21 protein-coding genes and 3 pseudogenes are annotated in these 26,989 nt (G+C 57.5%); 3 read left to right on the top strand and 21 right to left on the bottom strand.

All coding sequences use genetic code 11. The annotated features are described in order from the left end of the window. Nucleotides 1-126: 126 nt before the first annotated feature. The gene (locus tag HLH45_RS17500; protein WP_008576077.1) at nt 127-2,208 is read left to right on the top strand and encodes a glycoside hydrolase family 97 protein; all 2,082 of its coding nucleotides are present in this window, start codon (nt 127-129) and stop codon (nt 2,206-2,208) included. 3 nt (nt 2,209-2,211) lie between these two features. Here the strand turns inward: HLH45_RS17500 and HLH45_RS17505 are convergent. Next, nucleotides 2,212-2,537: pseudogene (locus HLH45_RS17505) on the bottom strand (hypothetical protein); the annotation flags it as partial. Here HLH45_RS17505 and HLH45_RS17510 point away from each other — a divergent pair. Further along, a complete protein-coding gene (locus HLH45_RS17510) occupies nt 2,526-5,300 on the top strand; it encodes a TonB-dependent receptor (protein ID WP_008576076.1) in 2,775 nt (924 codons plus the stop codon). The pseudogene HLH45_RS17505 and the gene HLH45_RS17510 sit on opposite strands and share 12 nt — an antisense overlap. Nucleotides 5,301-5,928: 628 nt before the next feature. On the opposite strand, the gene HLH45_RS17515 is transcribed toward HLH45_RS17510, so the two are convergent. Continuing rightward, on the bottom strand, nt 5,929-7,545 hold the full coding sequence (locus HLH45_RS17515; protein ID WP_008576074.1) for an alpha-amylase family glycosyl hydrolase: 1,617 nt from the start codon (nt 7,543-7,545) through the stop codon (nt 5,929-5,931). Nucleotides 7,546-8,017: 472 nt separating this feature from the next. Between HLH45_RS17515 and HLH45_RS17520 the strand changes: the two genes are divergently transcribed. Next, nucleotides 8,018-9,132 (top strand): IS3 family transposase gene (locus HLH45_RS17520; protein ID WP_409350108.1). Its coding sequence is split into 2 segments (ribosomal slippage): nt 8,018-8,272 and nt 8,275-9,132, totalling 1,113 coding nucleotides; the frame shifts between segments, so codons are not numbered across the junction. Nucleotides 9,133-9,147: 15 nt separating this feature from the next. On the opposite strand, the pseudogene HLH45_RS17525 reads toward HLH45_RS17520, so the two are convergent. From HLH45_RS17525 to HLH45_RS17615, 19 genes and pseudogenes are all read right to left on the bottom strand, one after another. Beyond that, nucleotides 9,148-9,762 (bottom strand): annotated as a pseudogene (locus HLH45_RS17525) (type IV secretion system protein); the annotation flags it as partial. 39 nt (nt 9,763-9,801) lie between these two features. Then, nucleotides 9,802-11,097, bottom strand: a complete 1,296-nt coding sequence (locus HLH45_RS17530) for a peptidoglycan-binding protein (RefSeq protein ID WP_126952760.1) — start codon at nt 11,095-11,097, stop codon at nt 9,802-9,804. Nucleotides 11,098-11,201: 104 nt separating this feature from the next. Beyond that, entirely contained in the window at nt 11,202-12,005 is an 804-nt protein-coding gene (locus tag HLH45_RS17535; protein WP_223866256.1) for an XAC2610-related protein, read from the bottom strand. Nucleotides 12,006-12,113: 108 nt separating this feature from the next. Then, nucleotides 12,114-12,602 (bottom strand): DUF4189 domain-containing protein, encoded by a 489-nt coding sequence (locus HLH45_RS17540; protein WP_005914223.1) that lies wholly within the window; start codon nt 12,600-12,602, stop codon nt 12,114-12,116. A gap of 1 nt (nt 12,603) precedes the next feature. Then, nucleotides 12,604-13,676 (bottom strand): annotated as a pseudogene (locus HLH45_RS17545) (type IV secretion system protein). Nucleotides 13,677-13,715: 39 nt separating this feature from the next. Next, a complete protein-coding gene (locus HLH45_RS21870; protein ID WP_223866255.1) occupies nt 13,716-15,029 on the bottom strand; it encodes a peptidoglycan-binding domain-containing protein in 1,314 nt (437 codons plus the stop codon). Between the two features lie 35 nt (nt 15,030-15,064). Then, nucleotides 15,065-15,580 carry a hypothetical protein gene (locus tag HLH45_RS17555; protein ID WP_126952779.1) on the bottom strand — a complete coding sequence of 172 codons (516 nt, stop codon included), beginning with the start codon at nt 15,578-15,580 and terminating at the stop codon, nt 15,065-15,067. A gap of 116 nt (nt 15,581-15,696) precedes the next feature. After that, nucleotides 15,697-16,188 carry a DUF4189 domain-containing protein gene (locus tag HLH45_RS17560; protein ID WP_074053087.1) on the bottom strand — a complete coding sequence of 164 codons (492 nt, stop codon included), beginning with the start codon at nt 16,186-16,188 and terminating at the stop codon, nt 15,697-15,699. 19 nt (nt 16,189-16,207) lie between these two features. Beyond that, nucleotides 16,208-17,284, bottom strand: a complete 1,077-nt coding sequence (locus HLH45_RS17565) for a TrbL/VirB6 family protein (RefSeq protein WP_008571010.1) — start codon at nt 17,282-17,284, stop codon at nt 16,208-16,210. 107 nt (nt 17,285-17,391) lie between these two features. Then, nucleotides 17,392-18,114 (bottom strand): hypothetical protein, encoded by a 723-nt coding sequence (locus HLH45_RS17570; RefSeq protein WP_033478371.1) that lies wholly within the window; start codon nt 18,112-18,114, stop codon nt 17,392-17,394. 100 nt (nt 18,115-18,214) lie between these two features. Then, nucleotides 18,215-20,668, bottom strand: coding sequence for a VirB4 family type IV secretion/conjugal transfer ATPase (locus tag HLH45_RS17575; protein WP_005914226.1), 2,454 nt, complete (start codon nt 20,666-20,668; stop codon nt 18,215-18,217). Nucleotides 20,669-20,768: 100 nt separating this feature from the next. After that, the gene (locus tag HLH45_RS17580) at nt 20,769-21,080 is read right to left on the bottom strand and encodes a VirB3 family type IV secretion system protein (protein ID WP_005914227.1); all 312 of its coding nucleotides are present in this window, start codon (nt 21,078-21,080) and stop codon (nt 20,769-20,771) included. Then, a complete protein-coding gene (locus HLH45_RS17585) occupies nt 21,073-21,483 on the bottom strand; it encodes a TrbC/VirB2 family protein (protein WP_008571006.1) in 411 nt (136 codons plus the stop codon). The genes HLH45_RS17580 and HLH45_RS17585 overlap by 8 nt, the downstream gene beginning before the upstream one ends. 57 nt (nt 21,484-21,540) lie before the next feature. Further along, entirely contained in the window at nt 21,541-22,371 is an 831-nt protein-coding gene (locus HLH45_RS17590) for a lytic transglycosylase domain-containing protein (RefSeq protein ID WP_033478369.1), read from the bottom strand. Nucleotides 22,372-22,433: 62 nt separating this feature from the next. Further along, nucleotides 22,434-23,483 carry a P-type DNA transfer ATPase VirB11 gene (gene virB11 / locus HLH45_RS17595; RefSeq protein WP_005914233.1) on the bottom strand — a complete coding sequence of 350 codons (1,050 nt, stop codon included), beginning with the start codon at nt 23,481-23,483 and terminating at the stop codon, nt 22,434-22,436. A gap of 5 nt (nt 23,484-23,488) precedes the next feature. After that, nucleotides 23,489-24,658 carry a TrbI/VirB10 family protein gene (locus HLH45_RS17600; protein WP_008571004.1) on the bottom strand — a complete coding sequence of 390 codons (1,170 nt, stop codon included), beginning with the start codon at nt 24,656-24,658 and terminating at the stop codon, nt 23,489-23,491. Next, nucleotides 24,655-25,422 carry a TrbG/VirB9 family P-type conjugative transfer protein gene (locus HLH45_RS17605; RefSeq protein ID WP_008571003.1) on the bottom strand — a complete coding sequence of 256 codons (768 nt, stop codon included), beginning with the start codon at nt 25,420-25,422 and terminating at the stop codon, nt 24,655-24,657. The genes HLH45_RS17600 and HLH45_RS17605 overlap by 4 nt, the downstream gene beginning before the upstream one ends. Beyond that, complete coding sequence (locus tag HLH45_RS17610; RefSeq protein ID WP_008571002.1) at nt 25,419-26,450, bottom strand: VirB8 family type IV secretion system protein; 1,032 nt, start codon at nt 26,448-26,450, stop codon at nt 25,419-25,421. The genes HLH45_RS17605 and HLH45_RS17610 overlap by 4 nt, the downstream gene beginning before the upstream one ends. A 125-nt stretch (nt 26,451-26,575) precedes the next feature. Continuing rightward, nucleotides 26,576-26,986, bottom strand: a complete 411-nt coding sequence (locus HLH45_RS17615; RefSeq protein WP_005914237.1) for a TcpQ domain-containing protein — start codon at nt 26,984-26,986, stop codon at nt 26,576-26,578. Nucleotides 26,987-26,989: the final 3 nt, after the last annotated feature.

Consider the following 26,989-nt stretch of genomic DNA (forward strand, 5'->3'; position numbering starts at 1 on the left):
CGCGCACTCTGCTGTTCCGCACCACTGCATACGTATTCATGGGTTTCCAGCAGTGCGCAGCACGGCGCATCCACTGCAAGGCACTGCATAGTCACTGCTTGCGCAACGGTCACCTTGGGAGGGGATATGCCGCTGTCTTCACGTCGAGCGCACTCGACACTGGGCGCCGCATGGATCGCCCAGCTGCTGGTCCTCACGCTGTTCGGCGGTGCCGCGCCGCAGCTGCATGCCGAAGTCACCACCGTCAGCGTGGAGTCGCCGAACAAGGTGCTGCAAGTCAGCCTGGAGGTGGATGGCGGCACGCCTTATTACCGCGTGCAGCGCCTCGGCGAGGCGGTGGTGCAACGCTCGCGGCTGGGGTTCGAGCTACGCGACGGCCGGCTGGACCGCGGCATGGCGGTGCTTGCCCAGGCGCGCCAAAGTCACGATGACACCTGGGAGCAGCCCTGGGGCGAGACGCGGCTGGTGCGCAATCACTACAACGAGTTGCGCGTGAGCCTGGGCGAGCGCGACGGTGCGCAGCGCATCTTCGACGTGATCTTCCGCGTCTACGACGACGGGCTGGGCCTGCGCTATCACTTCCCCAAGCAAGCAGGCATGCGCGAGGCGCTCATCGACGAGGAAGTGACCGAATTCGCCATCGCGCAACCGGCCGATGCCTGGTGGATTCCCGCAGGCGAGCCGATCCACTACGAGTATCTGTATCGGCACACGCCGTTGAACCAGGTTGCGCTGGCGCATACGCCGCTCACGCTGCGCACCGACAGCGGGCTGCACATCGCACTGCATGAAGCGGCCTTGGTCGACTACGCCGGCATGTGGCTGCGCCGCACCGACAACCAGCGCCTGCGCGCGCAGCTGTCGCCGGCTGCCGAAGGCTGGAAGGTGCGCCGCAGCCTGCCCTTCGATACGCCATGGCGCACGCTGCAGATCGCCGATCAGGCCACCGGCCTGGTGGAATCCAACCTCATCCTCAACCTCAACGAACCCAATGTGCTGGGCGACGTGAGCTGGATCAAGCCATCCAAGTACGTGGGCGTGTGGTGGTCGATGCATCTCAATCAACAGACCTGGGCCACCGGGCCCAAACACGGCGCAACCACCGCGACGACAAAACGCTATATCGACTTCGCCGCCGACCACGGCTTTCGCGGCGTACTGGTCGAAGGCTGGAATCCCGGCTGGGACGGGGAATGGTTCGGCAATGGCGGCAGCTTCGATTTCACCCGGCCCACGCCGGATTTCGACCTGCCAGCACTCAGCAGATACGCCGCCGCCAAGGGCGTACATCTGATCGGCCATCATGAAACCGGGTGCGCAGTGGACCATTACGAAGATCAGATCGCCGAAGCGATGGACTTGTATGCGCGCTTCGGCGTGGACTCGGTCAAGACCGGCTATGTCTGCGACGACGGCCAGGTGGAACGGCGCAACCCCGCGGGCGGCACGCCGCTGCGCGAATGGCACGACGGGCAATGGATGGCACGTCACCACCTGCACGTGGTGCAGGAAGCGGCGCAGCGCCACATTGCGGTCAATGCGCACGAGCCCATCAAGGACACCGGGCTGCGCCGTACCTATCCCAACTGGATCTCGCGCGAAGGCGCGCGCGGCATGGAATACAACGCCTGGGGCCAGCCGCCCAATCCGCCCGAGCACGAAGTCAACCTGGTGTTTACCCGGCTGCTCGCCGGGCCGATGGATTACACGCCCGGCATCGTCAGCCTGAAGGGCCGCAACGGCCAGGCCATTCCCAGCACGTTGGCGCGGCAGCTGGCGCTGTATGTGACGCTCTACAGCCCGATCCAGATGGCCGCCGATCTGCCCGAGCATTATCTGCAACACCGCGATGCGTTCCGCTTCATCGAAGATGTGGCGGTGGACTGGGACCAGAGCCGCGCGCTGAATGGCGAAGTGGGCGATTACGTCACCATCGCACGCAAGGACCGGCACAGCCGCGACTGGTTCCTGGGCAGCATCACCGACGAACACGGCCGCCTGCTGCAGGTGCCACTGGGCTTTCTCGAACCCGGCGTGCGCTACATCGCGCAGATCTATCGCGATGGCGACGGCGCGGACTATGCCAGCAACCCGTTCGCCTTCGTGCGCGAAGAACGTCAGGTCAGCAGTGCCGATACGCTGGAGCTGCGTCTGGCACCGGGCGGTGGTCAGGCCATTCGCTTTGTTCCGATGGGTGGCAAACGCTGACCACGACATCGCTTGGGCGCCAACGCGCACAGCCAGCACGATCGATTGCACGGCGCAGCGGTCATACCGCCACTGCGCATCGCGCAGCATGTCGTTGCTGAGCGCAATCACCTTGCCGTCGCCGGCGTGGCCCTGGGTGGAATCGATTTCATCGCGCAGCACCGCAGTGAATACGTATGCAGTGCACGTTTGCACCCAGGTGCCGTGTCTACCATACGTCGCAGTCGTTTGACGTCCATCGTGGCACGCGACGCATGACATCCAGGCAGCCCTGCCGGATCAAAAATCAAAAAACAACATGTACCTGGGAGGGGAAAATGTTGAAGCACAAGCGCTCCGCGCTGAGTATCGCCCTGGCCGTTGCCATGGCACCGACATGGGCCGCCGCGCAAACGGCAACGCCTGCACAAGCAAGCGACGCCCAACAAGGTGCGTCCGAACAGACTGCCGGCGCGGTCACCGACTTGGACAAGGTCCAGGTCACCGGCCTGCGCCGCGCAATCGAAGGCGCCATCTCGGTCAAGCGCGATTCCACTTCGATCGTGGAAGCCATTTCAGCCGAAGACATCGGTCGCCTGCCTGACGTCAGCATCGCCGAATCGCTGGCGCGCCTGCCCGGTCTGGCTGCGCAACGCGTTGCCGGCCGTGCGCAGGTGATCAGCGTGCGCGGCCTGTCGCCGGACTTCTCCACCACGCTGCTCAACGGGCGCGAAGTGGTCAGCACCGGCGACAACCGCAGCGTGGAGTTCGACCAATATCCATCAGAACTGGTCAGCGGCGTCACCGTCTACAAGACACCGGATGCCGGCCTGGTCGGTCAAGGCCTGTCGGGCACGGTAGACATGCAGACCGCCCGCCCGCTGAGCTACAACGAGCGCGTGATCGCCATCGGTGGCCGCTACCAGCGCAACTCCTTGGGCAAGGCCGCCAACGTCGACCCCTACGGCAACCGCTTCAATGTCAGCTACATCGACCAATTCGCAGACCGCACCATCGGCCTGACCATCGGTTACGCGCATACCGACATGCCGATCCAGGAAAACCAGGTAGGCCTGTACGAACCGTGGCAGCAGGTCAACGCGCAGCGGCAGCGTCCTGGTGTCGCCGATGGCGTGTATTTTTCCGATGGCATCAAGGCGCTGCGCCGCACCGGCAACCAGAAGCGAGACGGCGTCATGGCTACGCTGCAGTATCGCCCGTCCAATGCCTGGACCAGCACGCTCGATGCCTTCCACACCGAAGCCGAGCAGATCGACACCGCCAACCAGTTCGAGCTCAATCTGAGCAACTACAACGGCGGCTACACGCCTGGCCTGAACATCAGCAACGTGCGCGTCAACGATCGCAATACCTTCATCGGCGGCGATGCCAGCGGCGTCTATCCGTTGGTGCGTGGCATGTACAACAAGCGCGAAGACAAGATCGACGCCTTCGGCTGGAATAACGAAATCACGGCCGGCTCCGTCAAGATCGTCGCCGACCTGAACTACTCCAAGGCCACACGCGACGAACTGAACCTGGAAAACAATCTCCAACGCGCACCGATGCCGCAGCTGGATACCGTGGGCGTGTCGGTTGTCGGCAACGGCTTCTCGCAGCTGACGCCGGGCATGAATTATTCCAATCCGGACGAGCTGTTCCTCACCAACACCATCTATGGCTCCGGATACGGCAAGGTGCCGAGCGTGGAAGACGTGCTCAAGGGCGCGCGGCTGCAGGCCAGCTTCCCGATGCCCGAAGCGCTGAGCTGGTTCTCGGACCTGGATGTGGGCGTCAACTACGCCAATCGCGAAAAGCAGAAGACCCAGCCCGAAGGCAATATCACCCTGGGCGCACAGGGCGAGGCCACGGTGGCGGCAGACCTGCAATACGCGCCGGTCAATCTCGGCTTCGCCGGTCTCGGCTCCCTGCCTGCGTGGAATGTGCCGGCCACGGTGGCGCGCTACATGTTGTTCAACCCCAGCGACGACGCCTCGTTCCTGGTGTCCAAGGCCTGGACGGTGGAAGAAAAAATCACCACCGCCTGGCTGCGTGCCAATATCAATACCGAGTGGGGCGAAGTAGGCGTGCGCGGCAATATTGGCGTGCAGCTGCAAAGTGCAGACCAGTCCTCGCAGGCCAACTACTGGGACGCCTCGCAGCCGGCCGGTAGCGAAGTGCGGCCCATCGACGATGGCAAGACCTATCGCGACTGGCTGCCCAGCTTGAACCTGGCATTTCAGTTCCCGTACGAGCAAACGCTGCGCTTCGCCATGGCCAAGCAGGTCGCACGCCCGCGCGTGGATCAACTGCGGGCATCGCTGGAATTCGGTGTCGACACCTCGACCGGGCGCCCCGGCGCCAGCGGCGGCAACCCCATGCTGGATCCGTGGCGCGCCAATGCCCTGGACATCTCCTACGAGAAGTATTTTGCCGACCGTGCTTACGTGGCCGCGGCGTTCTTCTACAAGGACCTCAAGAGCTACATCTACACCCAGAGCCGCGACAACTACGATTTCTCCGCACTGGTGGCCGGCTACGTGCCGCCGCCAGGCTCTGCCCCGGTGCTGACCACCGGCACCTTCAGCGCCCCGTTCAACGGCAAGGGCGGCACCTTGCGCGGTGTCGAACTCACCGCCTCGCTGCCGCTGGAGCTGATCTTCGCGCCGTTGGAAGGCTTCGGCATCCAGGCCAGCGCCACCTTCAACGACAGCGACGTCAAGATCCGCGACCCGGAAAGCGCCTCCAGCGTGGGCGACGGTGAAATCAGCCTGCCGGGCTTGTCCAAGCGCGTGTACAACCTGACCGCGTACTACGAGCACAAAGGCTTCGAAGCACGCGTCAGCCAGCGTCGGCGCTCGGACTTCATCGGCGAAATCGGCAACTTCAACGGCAACCGCACGTTGCGCTACGTGGTCGGCGAAAACATCACCGACGCGCAGATCAGCTACAACTTCAGCGAAGCCAGCAGCCTGTCTGGCCTGACCCTGTTGCTGCAGGCAAGCAACCTCAGCAACTCCCCGTATCGCACGTACGCAGAAACCAAGGACCGCCCGCTGGAATACATCGAGTGGGGCCGCACCTTTGTGCTGGGTGTGAATTACAAGTTCTGAGCCATTGCAGGGATAAATGGCGCTGTTAGCCCCTCTCCCTCCGGGAGAGGGGTTGGGGTGAGGGTACGGATCCCACGCGAACACCCTCGGCATCCAAAAAGCCCTGCTTTCACCTCCTAATCGATCTCCCGACAGGAGCGATGATCTATTACGCGCCATGCAATCACGGCGTCTCGCTCTAGAACTTCGAAATCTCCACCAAGGAAAAGCCGCCGGCTAGACACCGGCGGCTTTTCTTTGAACAGCATTTTCCCTTCGGCTCGGATCGTCTGGTACAGGCTGGAAGGAATCGAGCGCAAGGCCCACACGCGCGCACTTCACGTCCTGCAGTTTCCGAGCGCCAGACATCCTATGAAATGTTAGCCGCGGCATCGCTTGGGAATATGCTTTCGCAATCGATTTTCATCAGGCAGCCGATTCTTCAAATTTGATCGACCAAGAGGAGATACCTAACCCTCTCCTACAGCGGCGCCACTACATAACTCATCTCGATTCGCCTACCAGGCACCGCGCATCGCATGCACGCCAACTCGGATCTAACACCCACCACAAAAAAGCGAGGCATCCCAAGGGAACGCCTCGCCGGTATCAATCAAACACACCCATCAAGCTTTCTGAAGCGGTAGCGTCACTCCCCGCCCATTGCACAAACCACAGCGTGCCTCGGCAAGCGCACGCGACCATGATCGATCACCCCGTGCTCCACCCCCGGCACATCGATCTGGCGCCATGCACCTGCAGGCAGTGCCAGCTCGGTGATGTCGGCAGACAAATTGAACGCCAACAGCATGACCTGGCCGGCATGCTCACGCCGGAACATCAGCACCGGCTCTGCGGTGTCGTAGAACGCGATCGCCCCTTCCCGCAAGGCCGGCATGCTTTTGCGCCAACTCAGGAATGCCCGCACGGCGCTCAGCACAGACTGGGCATCGTCCTGCTGCACACTCACTGCAGCCAGACGATGCGGCTCGGACAACGGCAGCCACGGCTTGCCGCTGGTGAAACCCGCCGACGGCGCATCGGTCCACGGCATCGGCGTACGGCATCCATCGCGCCCCTTGAAAGTTGGCCAGAACGTGATGCCATACGGATCCTGCAGATCCTCGAATGCCACATCCGCCTCGCCCAGCCCAAGCTCCTCGCCCTGGTACAGGCAAACCGAACCACGCAACGAACATAGCAGCGCCACCACCATGCGGGCGAACGCAGGCGACGCATCTTCGCCGCCCCAACGCGTTACCGCACGCACCACGTCGTGATTGGAAATCGCCCAGCACGGCCAGCCTTCCAGCATGGTCGCCTCGAGCCGGCTGACCGTTTCACGGATATAGGCAGCACTGTAATCCTGCACCAACAGCTCGAAGCTGTAGCCCATGTGCAGACGGCCCTTGGCGGTGTACTCGGCCGTGGTCGCCAACGAATCTTCCGAAGAAATCTCGCCCAGGCTTACCGCATTCGGATAGCGATCGAGCAGCGCACGCAGGCGCTCCAGGAACGCCAGGTTTTCCGGCTGCGTGTTGTTGAAGTAGTGATATTGATAGGCATACGGATTGTCCGCACTGAAGCCACGCCCTACCCGCTTGTCGGCCGGCTTGGCGGGGTTATCGCGCAGCTGCGCGTCATGGAAGCAGAAGTTGATCGCGTCCAGGCGGAAGCCATCCACTCCACGGTCCAACCAGAACCGCACATTGTCCAGGGTTGCCTGCTGCACCTCGGCGTTATGGAAATTGAGGTCGGGCTGATCGACCAGGAAGTTGTGCAGGTAGTACTGCTCGCGCCGCGGCTCCCACTGCCACGCCACACCACCGAATAGCGACAACCAGTTGTTGGGCGGCGTCCCGTCCTCGCGCGGATCGGCCCACACATACCAATCCGCCTTCGCGTTGGTCCGGTCCTGACGGCTTTCCTGGAACCACGCATGTTCGATCGAGGTGTGGCTCAACACCTGATCGATCATCACCTTCAGCCCGAGCGCATGCGCCTTGTCGAGCAGACGGTCGAAATCGTCCAGCGTCCCGAACAACGGATCCACCGCACGATAGTCTGCGATGTCATAGCCGAAATCGGCCATCGGCGACTTGAAGAACGGCGAGATCCAGATGGCATCCACGCCCAGCCCAGCGATGTAGTCGAGCTTGGCAATGATGCCCGGCAGATCGCCGACCCCATCGCCGTTGGAATCCAGAAAGCTACGCGGATAGATCTGATAGATGACCGCCCCGCGCCACCATGGTGTCTGCAACATGCACGCCCCTCCCGGGCCACTGCGGGCAGCCAACACGGCCGCCGACTAAGGGCGTTAGCCTAGCGGCGTGGCACTCCAACAGCGTGGGCGTGCATACGTATTCATCGCTCTTGCTGAGAGATCGCGAAGCGTTGGTCAAAATTGGGGGCGTCGGATCCACATCAAAGCCTTCGGTGCTTCGACCACATCCATGCCTCATAGTATTCTCCGTACGTGCATATCGTTAGAATTTTTTTGCATCATCGGCATTTCACACCCCAAGATGGTTGTATGTACTTACTACAAATTACCAATCGCCTACTAATTGGACACCTCCTTCATTTTTCTATCCTGCAGCTTTCTATCCTGCAGCCGCTCGATCCTTTTCTTCGGGTTGGCCGGGTCATTCGTGTCTTCGGTTCGTAAGCTCCCCCGATCCGCAGACACCGCATAAGTAGATCTTTCTGGCATCGTTCCCAAGTCAGGAGGTTCCATGCGCACATCGAAGTTCACCGAGACACAGATCATCGCCACGCTCAAGCAGGCCGACGCAGGCGTTCCAGTCAAAGACATCTGTCGCCAAGTCGGCATCAGCACGGCGACCTATTACCAGTGGAAGAGCAAGTACGGCGGCTTGGAGGCGTCCGAGCTGCGGCGGGTCAAGGAGCTCGAGTCCGAGAACGCCAAGCTCAAACGGATGTATGCCGAGTTGGCGCTCGACAACGCGGCAATGAAGGACCTGATCGCAAAAAAACTCTAGGGCCGGCGCGTAAACGCGAGGCGGTGCGGTTCCTTATCGAGGTCCACGCGCGGCCGTTGCGCCGGTCCTGTGCATGCGTCGGGCTGTCGCGTGCCGCTTGGTATGCACCGCCTCTGGACTGGACGGTGCGCGATGCCGAGCTGATTGCCGAGATCGCGCGTTACGTTGAAGCGCACCCCAGTCGTGGCTTCTGGAAGTGCAGCGACTACCTTCGCAAGCAGCAACCAGGTTGGAATCCCAAACGCATCTATCGCGTTTACAAGGCCATGAAGCTCAACCTACGCCGCGCTGCAAAGCGTCGCCTTCCCAAGCGTGAGCGGGTGCCGCTCTACGTGCCGAGGCTGCCAGACACGGTCTGGTCGGTCGACTTCATGAGCGATGCGCTGGCATGCGGACGACGCTTTCGCACCTTCAACGTGGTGGATGACTTCAATCGCGAGGCGCTGCACATCGAGGTTGACACCTCGATCAACTCGCAACGGCTTGTGCGTGTGTTCGAGCAGATCAAACGCGATCATGGCTTGCCGCAGGTGGTGCGCTCGGACAACGGCCCCGAGTTCCTGGGCGAAGCGTTCACCAGCTGGCTCAAGACCAATGGCGTCGCACTACAGTACATCCAGCCGGGAAAGCCAAATCAGAATGCCTTCATCGAGCGCTTCAATCGCACGTTCCGCGAGGAAGTGCTCGACCTGAATCTCTTCGCCTGCCTCGACGATGTGCGCGAAGCCGCCCACTGGTGGATGATCGACTACAACGAAGCAAGATCCCATGATTCGCTCGGCGGAATGACCCCGGTCGAGTACCGCAACAAGTACGCCGAAAGCTCTACTTTTGAAGTGCCTGCTTGACGGGGGAGCTTACGCATATAGCAGCCATTTGCTGAACAACGACTTCGTCGCCTGGAACAGCAGACACAGGATGAACAACGGCCCAAACCCCACAACTAACGCCATGGCCAGCTTGTTGAGCAGCAACATCGAGCCGGCAACGACACCTGGACCGGCCATGCCGATGCCGGTGAACCACCGAGCCCGGTCTTTTTCATCCTTGCTTTCTGCATCGCCACCGGTGTTGATCTGGTCCAGACCCGACATCGCCACTTGCATCAGCATCAGATTCTTGTCGATCGCCTCGTACGGGCTATCGGAGTCGCCCGTCACCGTCTTAGTGATCGCATGGCTGACCCCGTCGGTCAACGCCCAGTACAGCCGCGAGGACCCTTGGGCCATGCTCGTGGCAAGACCGATGATCAACGCTGCACGCAGCGCGGTCACCACCAGGCCCATCGCCGCCTCGCGCGACTGACCGGTCACGATCCGGTAGCCCTGGATAAAAATCCAAAGCGTCAACATCGTCAGGGACACCATGCCCACCCAAGCCGTCGTTCGCTGCAACAACTCCCGTTAAAAGATCGCAATCTCACCGCGCAGGTCGTTGCAAGTAGAGCCAAGGCAAGCAGTCCTGACCGCCTTGGCGATTTACCAGATCGCTGAAGCGCAACGACCGACACGCCAGACTTACATGGACATCGAGCGCGAAGTAGTTTCTTGAGTCTGCACCTGGGTGGCCTGACGCTGGCTTTCCTCGGCCGCTTGCCGGCTGCTGTTTTCCAACGGCTGCTTCTGCGCTTGATTGCGATCCACAAAAACCCGCTGCATTGCCGGGTCGGTCAGCTCGCCCTGCACTGCGAAAAAGCCGTCGCCGCTCTTGTTCGGTACCACATGGTCGATGCGTTGCAAACCACTGACCTTGGACTCGAACACGATTTGGCCGGCTGCCTGCTCGAGTTCCTTGCGGTTGGCAAAGCCGCCACGTTCACCCAGCGCCTCGAGCTTGCTCACTGCGCCGTTGTACATCGCGTTGTCGGGATGGCGCGGATCAGACAACAAGGGGCTGGAGGCTGCCTGTGCCGGCGCAGCAGGCGCGGCCGTGTGCTCAGGTTGCTTGGGTGTCGCCTGGGCCAACACCTTGGCCAAAGCGGCCTGGGTCTGCTGACCTGCGACGCCATCTATCTGCAACCCGTGCTCGCGCTGGAATTGCTCGACCGCATATTTGGTGTTGCCGCCGAAATCGCCATCCGCGCGCAACGGCTTGCCATCGCGACCAACGGCGCCAAGCTGAGCAAGCTGGCCTTGGAGCTGCTTCACCTGCTCGCCGCGCTCGCCTTGTTCGAGCTTGCCATCATTGGACTTCGAAACTTGATGGGATGTCGAACCAGACGTCACGCTGTGCTTGAGATCGACACCATCGCGCTTGACGCTTTCTATCAAATCGGGAACGCGACGTTCCCAATTGCCCGCATATTCCTCGCATTCCTTGGCTGCCTTCACGCTCCAGGGTTTGCTAGGAGTAACTCCGTTGACAACGCGTCGCGCGTTGTAGACGTCGTGGCTATCATGATCGATGTAGCGATCAAGAGGCTTGCCTGTAAACAAGCCGTCACGCATACCTACAACTAGAACTTTTGCAGCGATTTCCGGTTGCTTGGCCATGTCCGGGTTGCGGACCATTTCACCGTTAAGGCCTAGCAACTTATCGAACTTCGCATAGTTGTAGTCGTGGGTAAGATGCACGTAACCACGCCCATAGAACTCCTCGCCGCCGCTATATCCAAGCTTGCGCGCTTGGCTGCGTCCGAAATCTTCTTCAGGCGCCTGAAAATTACGCGTCTCATGTTGAGCCGTCGCCAACATGTACGATATTTGCTTTGGATCTGTCACACCGTTCTCAAGAGCGGTTTTGACGATCAACCTAACAGAAGACTCCCGATCCACACCAAAGCCTTCAGTGCTCCGACCACGTCCATCGCTCATAGTATTCTCCGTACGTGCATATCATTAGAATTTGTTGTTGCATCTACCGGCATTGCAGACCCGAAGATGCGTTGCATGTACTCACTACCAATTACCACTCACTTCTAGTTGGACACCTCCTTCATTTCACCGTCTTGAAGCCGCTCGATCTTTTTCTTCGGATTAGCCGGATCATTCGTGTCTTCGGTTAACCGCTCTATCAGCACTGCCTCGTTATTCTTAAGCTCGTAGGTATCGAAGACGTGGATACAACATCCATCACCAGAAGTAGACGTCAGCATATTTCCTTTCACGGAGAATAGACCGTTGGCCATTACCGTAATATCGGATAGCGACTGATTGAAAACAAGGGTTTTCTGCGCAGCATCGAAAAGATAGACACTGTAAGAGGGACCACCATAATTACCCTCTTTTCCAGACCACACCACTACATCTTCGTGCCCATCGCCATTGATATCGGTCAAAATGATTGAGTGGCGGTTCTTCTTGTAAGTGTCGTCTAGCGGACCATGATAGAACGTGGAATTACTATCCACGTACAAAGCCTCAGGCTCCAGTGCAATCGGCTTGGCTCCGGGGAATGTCACCTCCACGACCGGCGAACGGTTACATAGCATGATCCCCGGGCTATCTTCGCTACAACGCTGCGCCTTGATTGAAATAGCAATGCCGTTGATATCTGCGTTTATCTCGCCTTGGTCGTTGAGCTTGGCATTGACGGTAGATGGCATTTTCAAGTCCTTTTGCGGCGAGGATTCAGGCTTTTTACCAGCTTGATCTTCAGCGGATAATTTCGCTCCGTCAGCCTCTGCGGACGGAGTATTGCCAGGACTGCACGCTGTGATCGAGATGACGCAAGCTAAATACAGCGCCCCCACGACCGCTCTTGCTAATGTACGTTCCACCATAGAAAATCCTTCCAATTCAAATCAATATTTCTTAAATACCGGCTCCGAACAAGTTGTGCCCGCCTCTCGGTTCGCGACACTTTGCTAGCGGCATTTATGACAGAAAAATCAAAACTTCTTAAAGATGGGATCGCTGCAAGTTGACATTGCAATTTTACAATCCCCTCCCGAATTCTTCTCGCAAGTTTTCGTTGCTCTGGATTCCACATCATTCAAGGATGGCCCTCCAGTTATCGCCCCCTTACCACGACTAGAAGCAGGCGACGCAATGGCAGCACACTGATTATGAAAAGTCAACGCGATGGCACATCGCATGCCAGCCAATTTTTGGCAGTTTTGCAGGGCAGCATCTTCAGCCTCTTTGCTAGTGAGACGCCCCTTAGTGTAACCAGCATCACCATTGTCGGCGATGGCAATGGCACCCCATGTTTTTATCCACTCACCCGTAGGCCGCGGCGGCGGAGCAGGAATGTCTCCTCTTGACGTCCCAGAATCAGGCCCACATTGCGGACTGCCAGGCGCAACACCAACTGGACACGCCGTTTGCGCAAACGCGAATACAGGAATAACCGCCAATAATAAAATAATTTTACGCATTTTAGCCCCGCTGCCTATCGACGTTATTAGCGTTGCCCATTTTACCGCTTGCGGTCTGGCTAGAATTGGACTCATCGCCCGAAACTCGGCCACTCACTTGAGGGACAGGAGTAACTTCAGAACGTTGATTATCCCTAGCCGGCGCCCCCGGCTCATAAGGCCGCCCAGCAGCCGGAGCTGACTGACCGCCTCGATCCAGCTGCCCCAGGGCAGAATACGCCGTGAACTGGCCCAACGTGCCCTGGAAGAAGGCCGCGGCCATCGGTGGTGCGGTGATGATCAACGTCGTCAACACCAGTCCTAATCCTCCCTGCTGCAGCGCCATGCTGCTGATGCCTTCGCCCGTAAACCCATTCATCGCCCACTTGGCGACGAAGGCAGCGCCCACTGCGCCGACCACCTTGGTCGCCAAGCTCACCGTGAAGGTCAACACCGACAACGAGAACACAGTGCCCAATCCGTATAGCAGCCATTTGCTGAACAACGACTTCGTCGCCTGGAACAGCAGGCACAGGATGAACAACGGGCCAAACCCGACCACCAGCGCCATCGCCAGCTTGTTGAGTAGCAACATCGAACCGGCAACGATACCTGGCCCGGCCATGCCGATGCCGGTGAAACACCGGGCCCGGTCTTTTTCATCCTTGCTTTCTGCATCGCCACCGGTGTTGATCTGGTCCAGACCCGACATCGCCACTTGCATCAGCATCAGATTCTTGTCGATCGCCTCGTACGGGCTATCGGAGTCACCCGTCACCGTCTTGGTGATCGCATGGCTGACCCCGTCGGTCAACGTCCAGTACAGCCGCGAGGACCCTTGGCCATGCTCGTGGCCAGACCGATGATCAACGCGGCACGCAGCGCGGTCACCACCAGGCCCATCGCCGCCTCACGCGACTGCCCGGTCACGATCCGATAGCCCTGGATCAAAATCCACAGCGTCAGCGCCGTGAGCGCCATCACCCCCACCCACGCCGTCGTGCGCTGCAACAGATTCCGCTGGAAAATCGCAATCTCATTACGTAAGTCTTTGCAAATAGAGCCAAGGCGGAGATTGCTGACCACCTCGGCGATTTAGCAGATCGCGGAAGCGCAACGACCAACACTTCCGAATTACATGGACATCGAGCGCGAGGAAGTTTCCTGGTTCTGCACCTGGTCGGCCTGACGCTGGCTTTCCTCAGCCGCTTGCCGGCTGCTGTTTTCCAATGGCTGATTCTGCGCCTGCATGCGATCCACAAAAACCCGCTGCATCGCCGGGTCGGTCATCTCGCCCTGTACCGCGAAGAAGCCGTCACCGCTTTTGTTGGGCACCACGTGGTCTATGCGTTGTAGGCCGCTGACCTTGGACTCGAATACGATTTGGCCTGCTGCCTGCTCAAGTTCCTTGCGGTTGGCAAAGCCGCCACGTTCACCCAGCGCCTCGAGCTTGCTCACTGCGCCGTTGTACATCGCGTTGTCGGGATGGTGCGGGTCAGACAACAAGCGGCTGGAGGCTGCCTGTGCCGGCGCAGCAGGCGCGGCCGTGTGCTCAGGTTGCTTGGATGTCCCCTGGGTCAACGCCTTAGCCAAAGCGGCCTGGGTCTGCTGACCTGCGATGCCGTCTATCTGCAACCCGTGCTCGCGCTGGAATTGCTCGACAGCGTGCTTGGTGTTGCCGCCGAAATCGCCATCCGCGTGCAGCGGTTTACCATCGCGACCAACAGCGCCGAGTTGCGCAAGTTGGCCTTGCAACTGCTTCACTTGTTCGCCGCGCTCGCCTTGTTCCAATTTGCCGTCCTTTGCGGCATCGCGTTTGTGTTGTTGGGTTTGTGCAAGCTGCTGGGGAGGCTGAGAATTGATTTGCTTCCATGCCTGCTCAGGCGCTACGCCGCTTTCGATTGCCTGACGATATGACTGACGCATCGCATTTAGCGCATTCTCTGTCTCTGCACTGGTAATCGAAGCATGATTTGAGCCACCCGGCTTGTCGTAATAACTCTTACCAGTATCAGGGTCAGCAATACTTGCCCATTCTTGCGCGAGCGCAGTTTGCGCACCATCCAGCGATGAACCGGGCGCGTCAGTAATATAGTTTCGAACTGCAGACTTCTTATGGGTAATCAGATAGTCTGAAAAAACTTGGTCTTGGACCTTTGGCGTAAACGCCTCAGACCGTTCCAGATCCAACTTATTAACCGCATCATTCATCGTGGAAGGGATGACCTGGTAGCGCCCTACTGCAAAAAGTCGCTCTTGATCGCCCCTAGGCAACGCTTGCGCATCCATGACGTCACCGACAGTCATAGACGAAAAATCTACAGGCCCTGTACTCCCACGAATGTGTTCACGCCCATCCGCCCCGATGTAAGTACCCCGGTTATAGGCGTTGTAATTAGTTCGCCCGGATTCACCGCGCTGAATCAAGTCTGCCAAGGGACTACTCATATCTAGCACCTCCTGCGAAATTAACGACAATCCAATCAGTCAGCTTTAGTCGATACATCCCACCAAGAAACGAAAAGCCTCGATTTATCACCCTCTACTAGCCCGTCTTGAATTTCGCCGTACGTGGAAACCTTCAACACTTGACGACCGTCGACGCTGGAAAATTCCGTTATACAATGCCCGTCGCCGCTACAGATATTCAACTCTGGCAACTCATCGCAAATAGCACATCGCTTTGGATCCTTGGAGCACACACCTTCGAAGTCATCGCCAACCACGTTTTTTTTGCATTCAGCACTGACAACTGGTTTCCAGTTACCGCCGATAACTTTTTTTCGGAGATCGCCGTAGGACATGCCCTCTTTGAATTCGGTCGACAGTTTAGCAATCTCAACAGATTCCACTGATGATTTTTTTTCTTCGCTAGAAACTTCAGTTAAAACCTGGGTTTTACTCAAATCTTGACCAGCAATTACTGCATCGCTGACAGCCGAATGGCTTTGCGGTGCGTTTTCTTGACTGCAAGAGCTAAGAGTTAATAGCGCAACCACTACTCCAGTAAACCTAATATGCCTCGAGAGCCTAACCATATAAACCCAAAATAGAAAAATCAAAATGATGGGAATTTAATTTCCAATTAAAATTGGATTTTTAATGTCAATTAAAATTAGTATTTTTTGAAAAGCGGCTTCGTGCAGTCTTTATATATCACCGAACAACCGGCACCACCATTTTCTCGGCACGTGTTAAGTGCATTACGCGATGCAATCGAAATATTGGCAGCTGAAGAGACGCCGCTCTCTGAAGTACCAGATGCAGAGGATGCCATTGCAACACACTGGTTAAAATAAGTAAAGGTAACGTAGCAGCCCTTAAAGCCTGCAGATTTACATTGATCTATAGCATCTTCTTCTGCAGACTCTTTTGACGTTTGCTCCAATGAAGCCCATGCCTGAGACGTTTCTCTTGAGTTGACAATTGCCCCCCAAGTCTTTATCCACTCCCCTGTAGGCTGAGGAGGGGGAAGCGGAATTTCACCTCTCGATGTACCAGAATCTGGCCCACATTGTGGGCTTCCAGGAGCCACACCGTTGGGGCAAGCCGTTTGTGCATAGGCATTGTTCGCAAGAAACAAAAAAACAAAAATAAAATAGCGCATTAATCCTCCAAAGGATCAGTTAGGAGCCCTGATTATTATTAGCAGCACCACGTGAGCCAGCATTAGCCACAGGAGCATTTAATTCACCACCTGCTCTAGTATTAACTTGCGCTGTATGTTGCACCCTATCGTTAACTTGACTATTTTCACGTTGAGGCTCCGCCGGCTGATAAGGCCTACCCGCCCCCGGCTCCTGATTGGCTCGATCCAGCTGACCCAGCGCCGAGTACGCCGTGAACTGACCCAGCGTGCCCTGGAAGAATGCGGCTGCCATCGGCGGTGCGGTGACGATCAAGGTTGTCATGACCAAACCTAGCCCTCCTTGTTGCAATGCCATGCTGCTGATGCCTTCACTGGTGCCTCCGGGAAGGGCGTACTTCACCAGGAACCCCACAGCTACCGCGCCTACCACCTTCGTCGCCAGACTCACCATAAAGCTCAGCACCGCCAACGAGAACACCATGCCTACGCCGTATAACAGCCACTTACTGAACAGCGACTTCGTCGCCTGGAACAGCAGGCACATAATGAACAAAGGACCAAACCCCACAAACAGCGCCATGCCGATCTTGTTCAACAGCAGCAGCGAGCCGCCCACTACGCCCGGACCGGCCATGCCTACCCCGGTGAACCAGCGCGCACGCGTCTTCTCGTCATTGCGCTGCTCGTTACCTGCTGTCTGGATCTGATCGATGCTCATCATCGCGATCTGCATCAATCCCAGGTTCTTGTCGATCGCATCGTAGGGACTCTTAGAGTCCCCCGTCACCACCTTGGTGATGGCCTGGCTAACACCATCAGTCAGCGTCCAGTAAAGCCTCGACGAGCCTTGCGCCATGCTCGTCGCCACAGCAATGATCAGCGCCGCACGCAGCGCCGTCACCACCAGACCCATCGCCGCCTCGCGCGACTGGCCGGTCACGATGCGGTAGCCCTGGATCAAAATCCACAGTGTCAACAGCGTGAGGGCCACCATCCCGACCCAAGCCGTGGTGCGTTGTAATAGCGTCCACTGAAAAATATCGATCTCATCGCGCAGGAAATCGTTGATCAGCGAGAAAAACGCGTAATTGCCAAGACTGTTCAGAAAATCCATATGTCACCACATTCCACTATACGGCCAGGCCGTGGAGCACTCACTGCTCCGGGTTCGATTACACGCAAGCCCCGCTACGGCACGCCCATCCTGCGCGTGCCCACACATCATTTGCCCATTTCCAACCGATCCATTCCACTGGGCTTCTCGGATCTGACCGAATCCAACGCCGCCTTCATGGCGACCCCGGCGACCACCGACTTGCCGAACTCGCCCAAGGTGTTGCCCAAACTCTCGAAGAAGCTGCCGATCCCTCCTTGACTGGAGGGATCGCCGGAGGGCGCCTTCTTGCCACGCATCGCCGCCCACGCCTGCGCGTCCTGTTGCTTGGTCAAGAAGCCCAGCCGCGTTTGATACGCAAACATCGCCGACTCCATTTGCTGGCGATCAATATCCATCAGTGTCTTCAGTGCGATCAGCTTGTTGGTGTTGTCCTCCAACTTACCGAGTTCAGTGTCTTTGATCTCTGCGCGCTCTTGTTCAATCTTGCGCAAGCGCTCAAGACGCTTTTTGGTGATGTCGTACATCGCCACCATATAGTTGTACTGCGAATTGCGCGTGCGCTGAATCAGCTCGCACCCTTCTTTCTGCTGGGTCGCCACCGGCGTCCCCGCCGTTGTGCTTGAACAATCGGCAATCCCGTAGTCATCCGGGACCACCTTGATCTCTTCCTTGGGTTTGTCGACTTCTGTCCCGCTGTCCTTGTCTTTGGGCTTTTTGCCTAGCTTCAGTGAATTCTGGATCTCTTTTACTTTGGTGTTGAGGTCCTTGTCGACGACTTCCCACTGCGCGCTGGCGGCTCCGGCCATGCAGAACAGCACCAGCCCCATGAACACGCAAGAAAAATGTCTGAACTTGGTTGCCATGATGTTTTTGCCTCCTGACACAGATGAAGTTGATACGTGGAAAGTGTGCTGCCGATGATGGTGACTATGCATCTTCGACCTCCTTGTCCTTGGCGGACTTGCGCTTGCCCGAGCCCTTGCGGTTGGCATAGAAATCGGCCAACCACTGCTCCGGGGTCAGTTGGTCCACGGTGACGCCAAGCTTGCCGGCCTTGCCCGCCAGGATCTGGTGCATGATTTCGATATTGTCGGTGGACGAGGAAATCACCGACAGGGCGTCATCCATCCCGCGCAGGTTGAGCTGGCACACCGCCGAGGCATGCCCCTGCTTGACCAGGAAACAGCGCGAGCGCTCATCCAGCGACACCACCACCTGGTATTCGGCGTCGGTGAGCTTGAGCCCTTCCATGTAATCGTCGCGGCTGGCATTCGGGTTCGGCAGCAGGATCATGGTCGCCGTCTGCTCGATCAATGCGGCGGCAATGTCGCTGGCCAGCGCGTCTTCGGGGCTCTGCGTGGCGAAAATCCCCAAGCCATTCTGCTTACGGATGGTCTTCTGCTTGTTCTTGGCAAATTCCTTCAGGCCACCCTTGCCGTCCAGGATCTTCCAGAATTCGTCCATCACGTAGATCAGCGGGCGGCCGTCGATCAGCGCTTCCAGGCGGTGCAGCAGGTAGTTGATCACCGGCACGCGCACTTCGGCGTTGTCGATCACGTCGGTATAGTCGAACCCGATGATCGACGCCCGCGTCAGGTCGATCGTGTCCACCGGATTGTCGAACACCCAGCCCAGCGAATTGCCCGCCGTCCAGCGACGCAGGCGCGCGTACAGGCCGTCGTCGCCCATGTTGGGCAGGCTCTTGCGGAAGTTGCTCATGCTGCGCAGATGCATCGGCGTGTCCAGCATGCCCTCCACCGCGCGATAGATGTCTTCCTCCTCGCGGGCGCTGTATTCGGCCTTGCCGCCCAGCACCTTGATCAACTCGGCCAGGAATTGGGTGTTGGCTTCATTGCGCTCGCACTGGAAAGGATTGAAGCCAGTCGGCGAACCATTTTCCAGCGCCAGGTAGTTGCCACCGCACGCGCGCACAAAAATCTCCGCGCCGCGGTCCTTGTCGAAGAAGAAGATGGTCGGAATCGGGTCGAACTTCTGCACCTGACTCAACAGGAAGTTGATCAGCGCCGTCTTACCGGTACCCGACTTACCGATCACCATCGTGTTACCGATGGCCTTCTCTCCCAGGGAGTTTTCAGACGGATGCGTCGCATGGAAGTTGAAGTAATACGGCTGCCCATTGGTTGTCTGCAGGGTAGTGACGCAGTCACCCCATGGGTTATTGTGCTGCTTGCCCTGGGCGAAATTGTGCAGCGGCGACAAGCCGAGGAAATTGAGCGAGCTCAGGTTGGCGATGCGCGTACGGAAGCGCCAGTTGCCTGGCAGCTGCGAATAAAATGACGAGGCGATCGCAAGATCTTCCTTGGCCGAGACGAAGCCTGCATTGGACAATTCGGCTCGGGTGGTTGCGATCTGCCTAGCCAGCTTCTCCTGGCTGTCGGCGTAGACCGCCAAGGTGAAATGGTATTCGCCGAGCACGAAGTTTCCTGAGGCGACATCGTCCATCGCGACATCCAGATCGCGGATCTGGGTCGACGACTTGTCTCCTGAAGAAATCATCATCCCCTTGGTACGTTCCAACACCTTCAGCGCATCGTGTCGTCCGACCGGGCTGAACGAGTGCGTCATGACGTATTCGAAGTCCAGGTACTTCAGGCCATTGAGAATGCCCGGATAGGTTCCATCCGCATATTCCTTGATATTCAAGATGGCGCCAAAGTGATTGATTCCGTCTGGAGTACGAATGACGAAATCGCCGGTCTTGTTGGCGAACATGTGCTTGCTGACGGGCAAATACGCGGGCACCGGAGCTGGCAAGACCGGCACCGGCTCATCGATTCTGTTCAACAGGTAGCCAAGAAACTCCAATGTCTCGGAGAAAACCACGCCATTTTTGGCCTCGTACATACCGAGACGGTACGGAGCATAGTCCTTGAGCACGGCTTCGACGTTAGTAGCCAGTTCGACAACCTTTGCGACAGCCTGTTCTTCCTCGGCGCGAATCTTATCCGGGTTCGCGGATTTCTCCACCAAGCGACGCCCCGTGACTACAGGCCGGTAAATCATGCTGAAATACAGCTCGTTCTGCATGATCTTTTGCGATGAAAGTGCCGTGTAATATTCGTCAGACAGATTTTGATTGAATGCCTGCTTGAAACGTCCGCCTGTGCCGATTCTGCGCCGACGCCGTACATCGTGGACCCAGAATGCAACGTTAGCGAAATCCGGGGCGCGGAGGGTCTGCAAAAGACGGTTAAACGTGTTATGCCGCTGCTCGAGCTCGAACTCGTCTCGCCCCACGAACGGCAACCCGCCCAGATGCCAGATCAACAGGTAGTCGCCGGCGGTCGTCTTGACGACGGACGGCGCAACATGCGTCGAGATGGAAACAAACTCGCTGATCGGACTGTCTGGGCTGAACATGGTCTTACCAAATTTAGAGAGGAAGCATCACACCAAGCGACTATCGCAAACACCAACCCCACGCGGGTTGTCTGCGTGGGGTTGGTAAACGGCTACGTGCTCATCGCGATTTTCCCGGGGGATTCTTGCGATATTCATTTGGGCTAAAGACCCACATTCCTGAATAACGCTGAAGGTTTCGCGCACGCATTCGGAACAGCCAGCGTAATCCCAGCAACCTGAAAATCATCTCATCACGCTTGGCCATCTGCTGCATGGCAAAGATGATGACCGGAATGGTCAGCAGGTACCAAAGATTGATGTACATCCCCAACAGCAAGCCACCGCCCGCACCAATGAAGAAGGGGATGTAAGGCACCCCCAAAAACATGGCGGGGCGGGTGCATCCGCGGAAGAGTACGTCTTTATGCATAGTACTGAGCGATCTGCACTAGCGAAGCGCCGATTCCCGAACAGTCTCCAGAATTCGATTCTTTGTTCTGCAAGATCATATTGGCGATCTGACCAGCGGCGCCAATGAGTACGCCACCGATGAGAATGGGCGAAACTTCTGAGATGCGCTTGTGTGCGAAAGCGATCTGGTAGCCAGCCACGATGACTGCGATGGTGACCACTGCGATCGAGCCCATGTTCAACAGCTTGGTCACATTGTTCAAAAAGCCACACACGCGGGTGTCGGTGTCTGCAAGACCATTGCCGTCTGCGGATGCACCGCCGGCCACCATCAGCAACGAAATGAATAGCAATGCCTTTACTGCCTGGGTGCCGACCATTTTGGCATCGGCGATCGTCTTTTTGTCGATTTCAAACTTCATGTCTAACTCCTTGGGAACAGAGGGGGTCCAGCAGCCATATCCTTGGCAATTTCCATCCTAAAAAACGAATGCACTATCCACTTGCGGAACTGTTTGCGGTGCTCGCTGCATAGAAACGGGTGCAGATTGGTCACTCGGCGTCGAAGCCTGCGGACCGGAAGCCGGTACCGCCACCCCACGCCCCTGCCCCGTTGCCTTCACCACATACAGCTCGTTTTCTGCCGGAGCAGCTACAGGAGCCACAGACGCTACCCGACTCGGCGAGGAATACGCTGTTGCAGGCTGAGATAGCATAGGCCCTTGTGGTGAAGCCGCCGTGTGGCTCGCCCCGGAAAATTCCTGAATGCGGCGAGCCACAATCGCGTCTGCCAACTCGGCTGCAGCCTGTCGCAGGGGATTTGCAGGCTTCAATTGCACCTGGCGGGTTGGCACGACCGCGATGGGCTCGGCGCCGGAAGACGCGACCGACTGACGAATGGAGGCATAGATCTTCTGCACGTAGCCATGCTTGAAGCCGGTTTCAAAATTTCCAGAGTAGTAGCAGCTAAACGACTTTCCCCAATTGGCGCCAGAACGCGAGTGGCATTCGGCCAGAATCTTTGAGGCAGCGACCAAGTTGGGGCATTTGTCGAATGCCATCTCATAGGTAGCCAAACCGTACTTCTGCAGGTTGTACCGATTGACCTGACCTAGACCCAGCGAGAAGTTGTAACCCTTCTGCTCCAGCATCTTCGCGGTGGCGACCGCCTCAGCCAGACCGCGTGGCTCGCGCACCAAGCGTCCACCAACGACACCAATGGCGTAGGGATTACGCGACGACTCGACACGGACAACGTGCTGCATTACCTCGCCGGGGACGGCGAGTCCTGTGCACCCCATCAGTTCCATGCCAGGCAACATGTCAGTACTCCTTCCAAAACCAGGTCAAGATCAACGACGAACTCGATGTCCTAGCCGCCGCGCAGCGTGCGAAGAGGATCGAAATCGATACCCGTGATGAAGCGCCGTCCAGCGTGCGCCTTGATGTGAACCACGATGTCGATGGTCATTCTTAACAGACGTTTGATCACCTCGAACTCCAGACCGGAGCCCTCGTTGGAGGCCTTCACCATCAACGCAAGCTGGTCCCAGGTCTGCTCAACACTTCCGGCATGGCAACTGGTGATGGAGCCGGGATGGCCCGACGCGCAGTTACGAATGAAGTAGAAAGATTCATCGCCGCGCAACTCGGCAAGGATGATACGGTCTGGCTTCATACGCAGGCAGGCCTCCATGCAGCTCTTAGCAGTCACGTTGCTGGCGCTTTGACCGCCCTTGGAATAAAGCAGGTGCACAGCGTTGGGCTGACTAATGAATAGCTCCCGGGCGTCCTCAATCGTCACCAGGCGCTCTTCGCTCGGAATATGGTTGACCAGCGCCTTCATGAAGGTTGTCTTGCCGCTGCCTGTCGCCCCAGCAACGACCACGTTTTTCTTGTAAAGCACGCACTTCTTGAAGAACTCTGCGTAATCGCGCTTGCGGCGCAGCTCAAGCAATTCTTGGTCGTGATCGCTTACATCTGCCGATTGCTCGAGCACTTCGTCGAAGAAACCGTCGTGCTTGTACTGCTCCAGCGACTTTGTATGCTTTGAAGGAAGTCGGATCGTGATGGACACCTTGCCCGCATCGCACGCAGGCGGCATCACGAACTGCGCACGTTGCCCGGTCGGAAACGTTAGCGACACCACAGGGTCGGCATCGGTGATTCGTTGCCCGGTGTTGCTCTCATTGACGACCGCCGTGCAGAACTGCCGAGCGCGGTCGTAGGTGAGGGATGGCACGTCGACCCGCTGCCATCCATGGATCGTTTCCAGGTACAGCTCACCAGGACGATTGATGCAAATTTCGGTCACGTCAGGCGAATTCAGATAGTCCAGGATTCCCAGCACGGAGTACTGGTAGTCCAGAAAGTCGTTCGAAATGCGCGCTGTCGGGGAGTCATCGATCGTCATGGCAACCATTTCATTCACTTCGGCAGGACAGCCGAGAAATCGACGTCCTTGGCAACGTAGACGTTCAAAACCGTTCCTTGGTTGATCGTCAGTGTGGCAGGACGACGTCCTGATTTTTCAACCGCCTGCTCCGCAAGCTGCTGCATGCTACGTGCGGTATTACTCTCGAACGGCTGCTGGGTAATGATGCCGGAGCCCACGCCGATTGTTGTGGTCTCGGGGCCATATTCGGCCGCTGCGTACTTGAATGCGTCGCTCAGCAGACTGATGAATAAGGCTGAAGCAATCTTGTTACCCCAATGCGCATTGTAGTTACCCGGATGACCGGAGCTTCCAAGCGTATCGATGCCTGGACCCATGAGCGTGACATCCAAACCGGTAGGCGTAGTGACGCGGTCCCAGACGACTTGGAGACGATGAGAGGTCGGTTCACCGGCGCTGTACTGACCCAGCATCTTGGACCCCTTCGGAAGAAGCAAGTTATGCCCATTGATGGAGTAGACCGGCTCGGTGACGATGCACGAGGTGTAGCCGCCGAAATCGGAGATGATGCGGGTCTCCAGGATGCAGCGAATATAGGTCCCGCGCACCAACAGACCGTCCGGGTTGCTGATCGGCTTGGCCAGCGTGACCGGGCCATCTTCCTGAGCAGGTGCAGGCTGTGCCCCAAGTTGACCAGGAACCCCGCCGCTATTTGCAGCAGACTCAGCAAGGATGCGACGCTCCAACAGCGTCGGGCCGCGCTGACGTTCCGGTGCGGAGCTGACCTCTTCACTATTGTCGGTCGGCATTGGCGGCAGTGGCGGCAAACTGGGCTGCTGAGCTAGCGGGACTGGCGCTTCCTCAACTGGCGCCGTCATGCTCTGCGGCAACGCAGGTGCCACCACCGTCTCAGTACGTGGCTTCGGAGGCGCGGAATCCTCCCCGCTTTGTGTCGCTAGCCAGAAGATTGCGAGAATCAAAAGAGCTGCAATGGCTGCGAGAAACACCAGGGCCTTGCGATTAAGTCGCTTGATGTCGCTCGATCTTAAGATCGGCTCATTGGCATCCAGGTCCGGTTCTGCACTGGCCTGCTGGCGCGCGAAGTAAGGATTGTTGCGCTCGTTGTGCTCGCCGTTGCGCTGCTCATCCCCGCCATGGTTCTGGGTGCGCTCATCAGGACTGTTTGGAATATTCGAGTTCACTTTTGCTTGTTCCTTCGCAGACCGACGACGTTATCGCCATGACGAACCACCAGGAAAGGGTAGGTTCCGTGCACGATCAGAGTATTACCCTCTACCGTCGTATTAACGAGAAAATCTTCGGAGTGCTCTTTCTCGCGAGCGAAGACCGCAGGAAAATTTCCAGTCGGAAAACGCGTCAGATCCATATTGATATAAGTGAATTTACCATCATCGTAGACACGACTCGGAATCAACCAGGATTTCTTGGTTCGTGTCGCATAATCGTAATCGTAGTAGTAACGGCGATCCTTCAAGATTTTGGCATTCAACAGCGGGCCGTTCTTCGAAGCATCCGCATCCTCGACATTATTGAAGCTCGTGTCCTTCGGGTAGGTAAATACAACCTTATATTGGACACCCGCTTGCTTCGCCTGCTCAAGACGTTGCCAATCTGTTGCCACTACCTTGAGCTCAAGAATATAAGAATGCGTCGCGGTACGAATCATCATGTTCGTATCGACATCGACGTTTTTAGGCTTGAGATAAAATACATTCTCTCGCCGCGTAAGCTCCCATCCGCCGGTGAAACCGGTGCTGTAATCAAGAATTTTTTCGTTCGGACTCAGCTCCACTTGAGTGGTAATGCCAAGGCCTGTGCGCACCTGATAGATACGGTCCGGTGCATACTCATATTCCTGGACCACCTGAGCAGCTGCTGACAAAGCACACAGCGCAAGTGGTAGCGCTGACAACAACGCAACCCTATATCGGTTAAAAAGTTTCATCGACCACTTGCTCCATTGACATTCTTGGGCATCCCTTGGGGTTGCATTGCAGGCTGCGCTTGCAGCTGACCGGCCGGCTGCATTTGATCAGGAAATGCTGGCTGCGCCTGTTGCTGAGGCGCGCCACCTTGCTGCTGCATGCCTTGTTGCAGCGGAACGCCCCCCTGAGGTGCAATGGTGGCACCTGCTGCATTTGGATCGGTCATCCCAGTCATCGGCTGCTGCATTGCCTGCTGCTGCACTGCTGCCTGAGTTTGAGCATTGATGACCGCACCAGCGGCTGGGGCAACGGGCAGCGCGGAGTAATCATTATCTACGCGGTAATCAGTGACCCGGAAACCCAGGGGATTTTCAACCCTCAGGCTATCGCTCATCTCAAGATTATCCTGGTAGACAAACCCCATCGTGGCAATTTTGTTATCCAGTAGCGTCGAAACCGTGGAGTTCTTGTCATAAACGGTTCGCTGAAAGCGCACGGTTGCCCCGGTATATGCCTTCCCATTGCCACCAATCAAGGTGATACTCAAAATATTGACGCGAATTGCACGGAGCTTGCCGTACGTATTCAGCGGCCTCGACGGATTGTTGGCAGAATGCAGCGCGCGATATTCACTCACGACGTTTGTTGCCCCCATTGCCGAGACTGTGTTCCAGTCACGCTGGCCAATAATGGAAAGATCAAACGACTCACGCGCAATAATGAAACGCGCGATATTGCTACGCGCCAGCGCCTCGCTGGTACTGATTGTTCGACCACCAAAGTTGGGCTCAAGCTTGGCGATGGTGCTAGTACCCGAATACGCATCTGCCATGACGAGATATGGCACTTTCTCCTTCAACGGCAGCATGTAGTAGTAGCCACCCGCCGTCATGACGGTGACCAGCATCGACAGCGTCGCCACGATCCAGGCACGCTTTTCGCTGCGGCGCGCGAGGTCGGCAATGCTGACCTCATAATTCACCGCTTTTTGGACGGCCGCACCCACTTGGGCGGAACCGTCCTTTTCACTGACCTTCTTACGCAACATGTCTAGATCCGTCACCGTGGGGCCTTGTCAGGCCTGAAACCATTGCCGCAACGCGTCGCGGGTACTTGAGAAGGTAGGAACACCGCCGGCTCCATGCCTGAAAGGCATCGAGCAGGAGGCAGTCCTTAGAGCTTGGCGCCAGACGACACCGGCACTGGTTGGACCAGCAACTTGTTGGCAGAAACCGACACCGAAACTCCTTGGGCTGCGTACACGGCACTCAGCTCGGTTGCGGCCTGTTGGACGCTGGTCGTGCTGATTGCGGAAACCGGCCCGATCAAGGTGTAGTCCGATGGCAAGTTGTAGGACAGCTGCATATTGGAATCCGCAGCCCAGCGTTCCAGCATGGTCTTCAGCGTACCGTCCATGGGCGTGGCCTGATACGTGTACGAGGTGTAGAGCGGAATTTCGGTGGGCGCCTCGTCAAAGTGGTTGACGTGCTTCCAACGACCACCAAAGTCAGGAGCAGGCTTGGTCGCGCACGCGCCTACCAATGCTGCAGCCACTAGCACCAACGACAGCTTGGACACATACATCGG

This window comes from Xanthomonas euvesicatoria, assembly GCF_013112235.1.
Taxonomy (GTDB): Bacteria; Pseudomonadota; Gammaproteobacteria; order Xanthomonadales; family Xanthomonadaceae; genus Xanthomonas; species Xanthomonas euvesicatoria.

Excerpts from the sequence above, each read along its gene's own strand:
- HLH45_RS17500 (WP_008576077.1), top strand. The coding sequence starts at position 127 with ATGCCGCTGTCTTCACGTCGAGCGCACTCGACACTGGGCGCCGCATGG.
- HLH45_RS17510 (WP_008576076.1), top strand. The coding sequence starts at position 2,526 with ATGTTGAAGCACAAGCGCTCCGCGCTGAGTATCGCCCTGGCCGTTGCC.
- HLH45_RS17515 (WP_008576074.1), bottom strand. The coding sequence starts at position 7,545 with ATGTTGCAGACACCATGGTGGCGCGGGGCGGTCATCTATCAGATCTAT.
- HLH45_RS17530 (WP_126952760.1), bottom strand. The coding sequence starts at position 11,097 with ATGAGCGATGGACGTGGTCGGAGCACTGAAGGCTTTGGTGTGGATCGG.
- HLH45_RS17535 (WP_223866256.1), bottom strand. The coding sequence starts at position 12,005 with ATGGTGGAACGTACATTAGCAAGAGCGGTCGTGGGGGCGCTGTATTTA.
- HLH45_RS17540 (WP_005914223.1), bottom strand. The coding sequence starts at position 12,602 with ATGCGTAAAATTATTTTATTATTGGCGGTTATTCCTGTATTCGCGTTT.
- HLH45_RS21870 (WP_223866255.1), bottom strand. The coding sequence starts at position 15,029 with ATGAGTAGTCCCTTGGCAGACTTGATTCAGCGCGGTGAATCCGGGCGA.
- HLH45_RS17560 (WP_074053087.1), bottom strand. The coding sequence starts at position 16,188 with ATGCGCTATTTTATTTTTGTTTTTTTGTTTCTTGCGAACAATGCCTAT.
- HLH45_RS17565 (WP_008571010.1), bottom strand. The coding sequence starts at position 17,284 with ATGGATTTTCTGAACAGTCTTGGCAATTACGCGTTTTTCTCGCTGATC.
- HLH45_RS17570 (WP_033478371.1), bottom strand. The coding sequence starts at position 18,114 with ATGGGGCTGGTGCTGTTCTGCATGGCCGGAGCCGCCAGCGCGCAGTGG.
- HLH45_RS17575 (WP_005914226.1), bottom strand. The coding sequence starts at position 20,668 with ATGTTCAGCCCAGACAGTCCGATCAGCGAGTTTGTTTCCATCTCGACG.
- HLH45_RS17580 (WP_005914227.1), bottom strand. The coding sequence starts at position 21,080 with ATGCATAAAGACGTACTCTTCCGCGGATGCACCCGCCCCGCCATGTTT.
- HLH45_RS17585 (WP_008571006.1), bottom strand. The coding sequence starts at position 21,483 with ATGAAGTTTGAAATCGACAAAAAGACGATCGCCGATGCCAAAATGGTC.
- HLH45_RS17590 (WP_033478369.1), bottom strand. The coding sequence starts at position 22,371 with ATGGAACTGATGGGGTGCACAGGACTCGCCGTCCCCGGCGAGGTAATG.
- virB11 (WP_005914233.1), bottom strand. The coding sequence starts at position 23,483 with ATGGTTGCCATGACGATCGATGACTCCCCGACAGCGCGCATTTCGAAC.
- HLH45_RS17605 (WP_008571003.1), bottom strand. The coding sequence starts at position 25,422 with ATGAAACTTTTTAACCGATATAGGGTTGCGTTGTTGTCAGCGCTACCA.
- HLH45_RS17610 (WP_008571002.1), bottom strand. The coding sequence starts at position 26,450 with ATGTTGCGTAAGAAGGTCAGTGAAAAGGACGGTTCCGCCCAAGTGGGT.
- HLH45_RS17615 (WP_005914237.1), bottom strand. The coding sequence starts at position 26,986 with ATGTATGTGTCCAAGCTGTCGTTGGTGCTAGTGGCTGCAGCATTGGTA.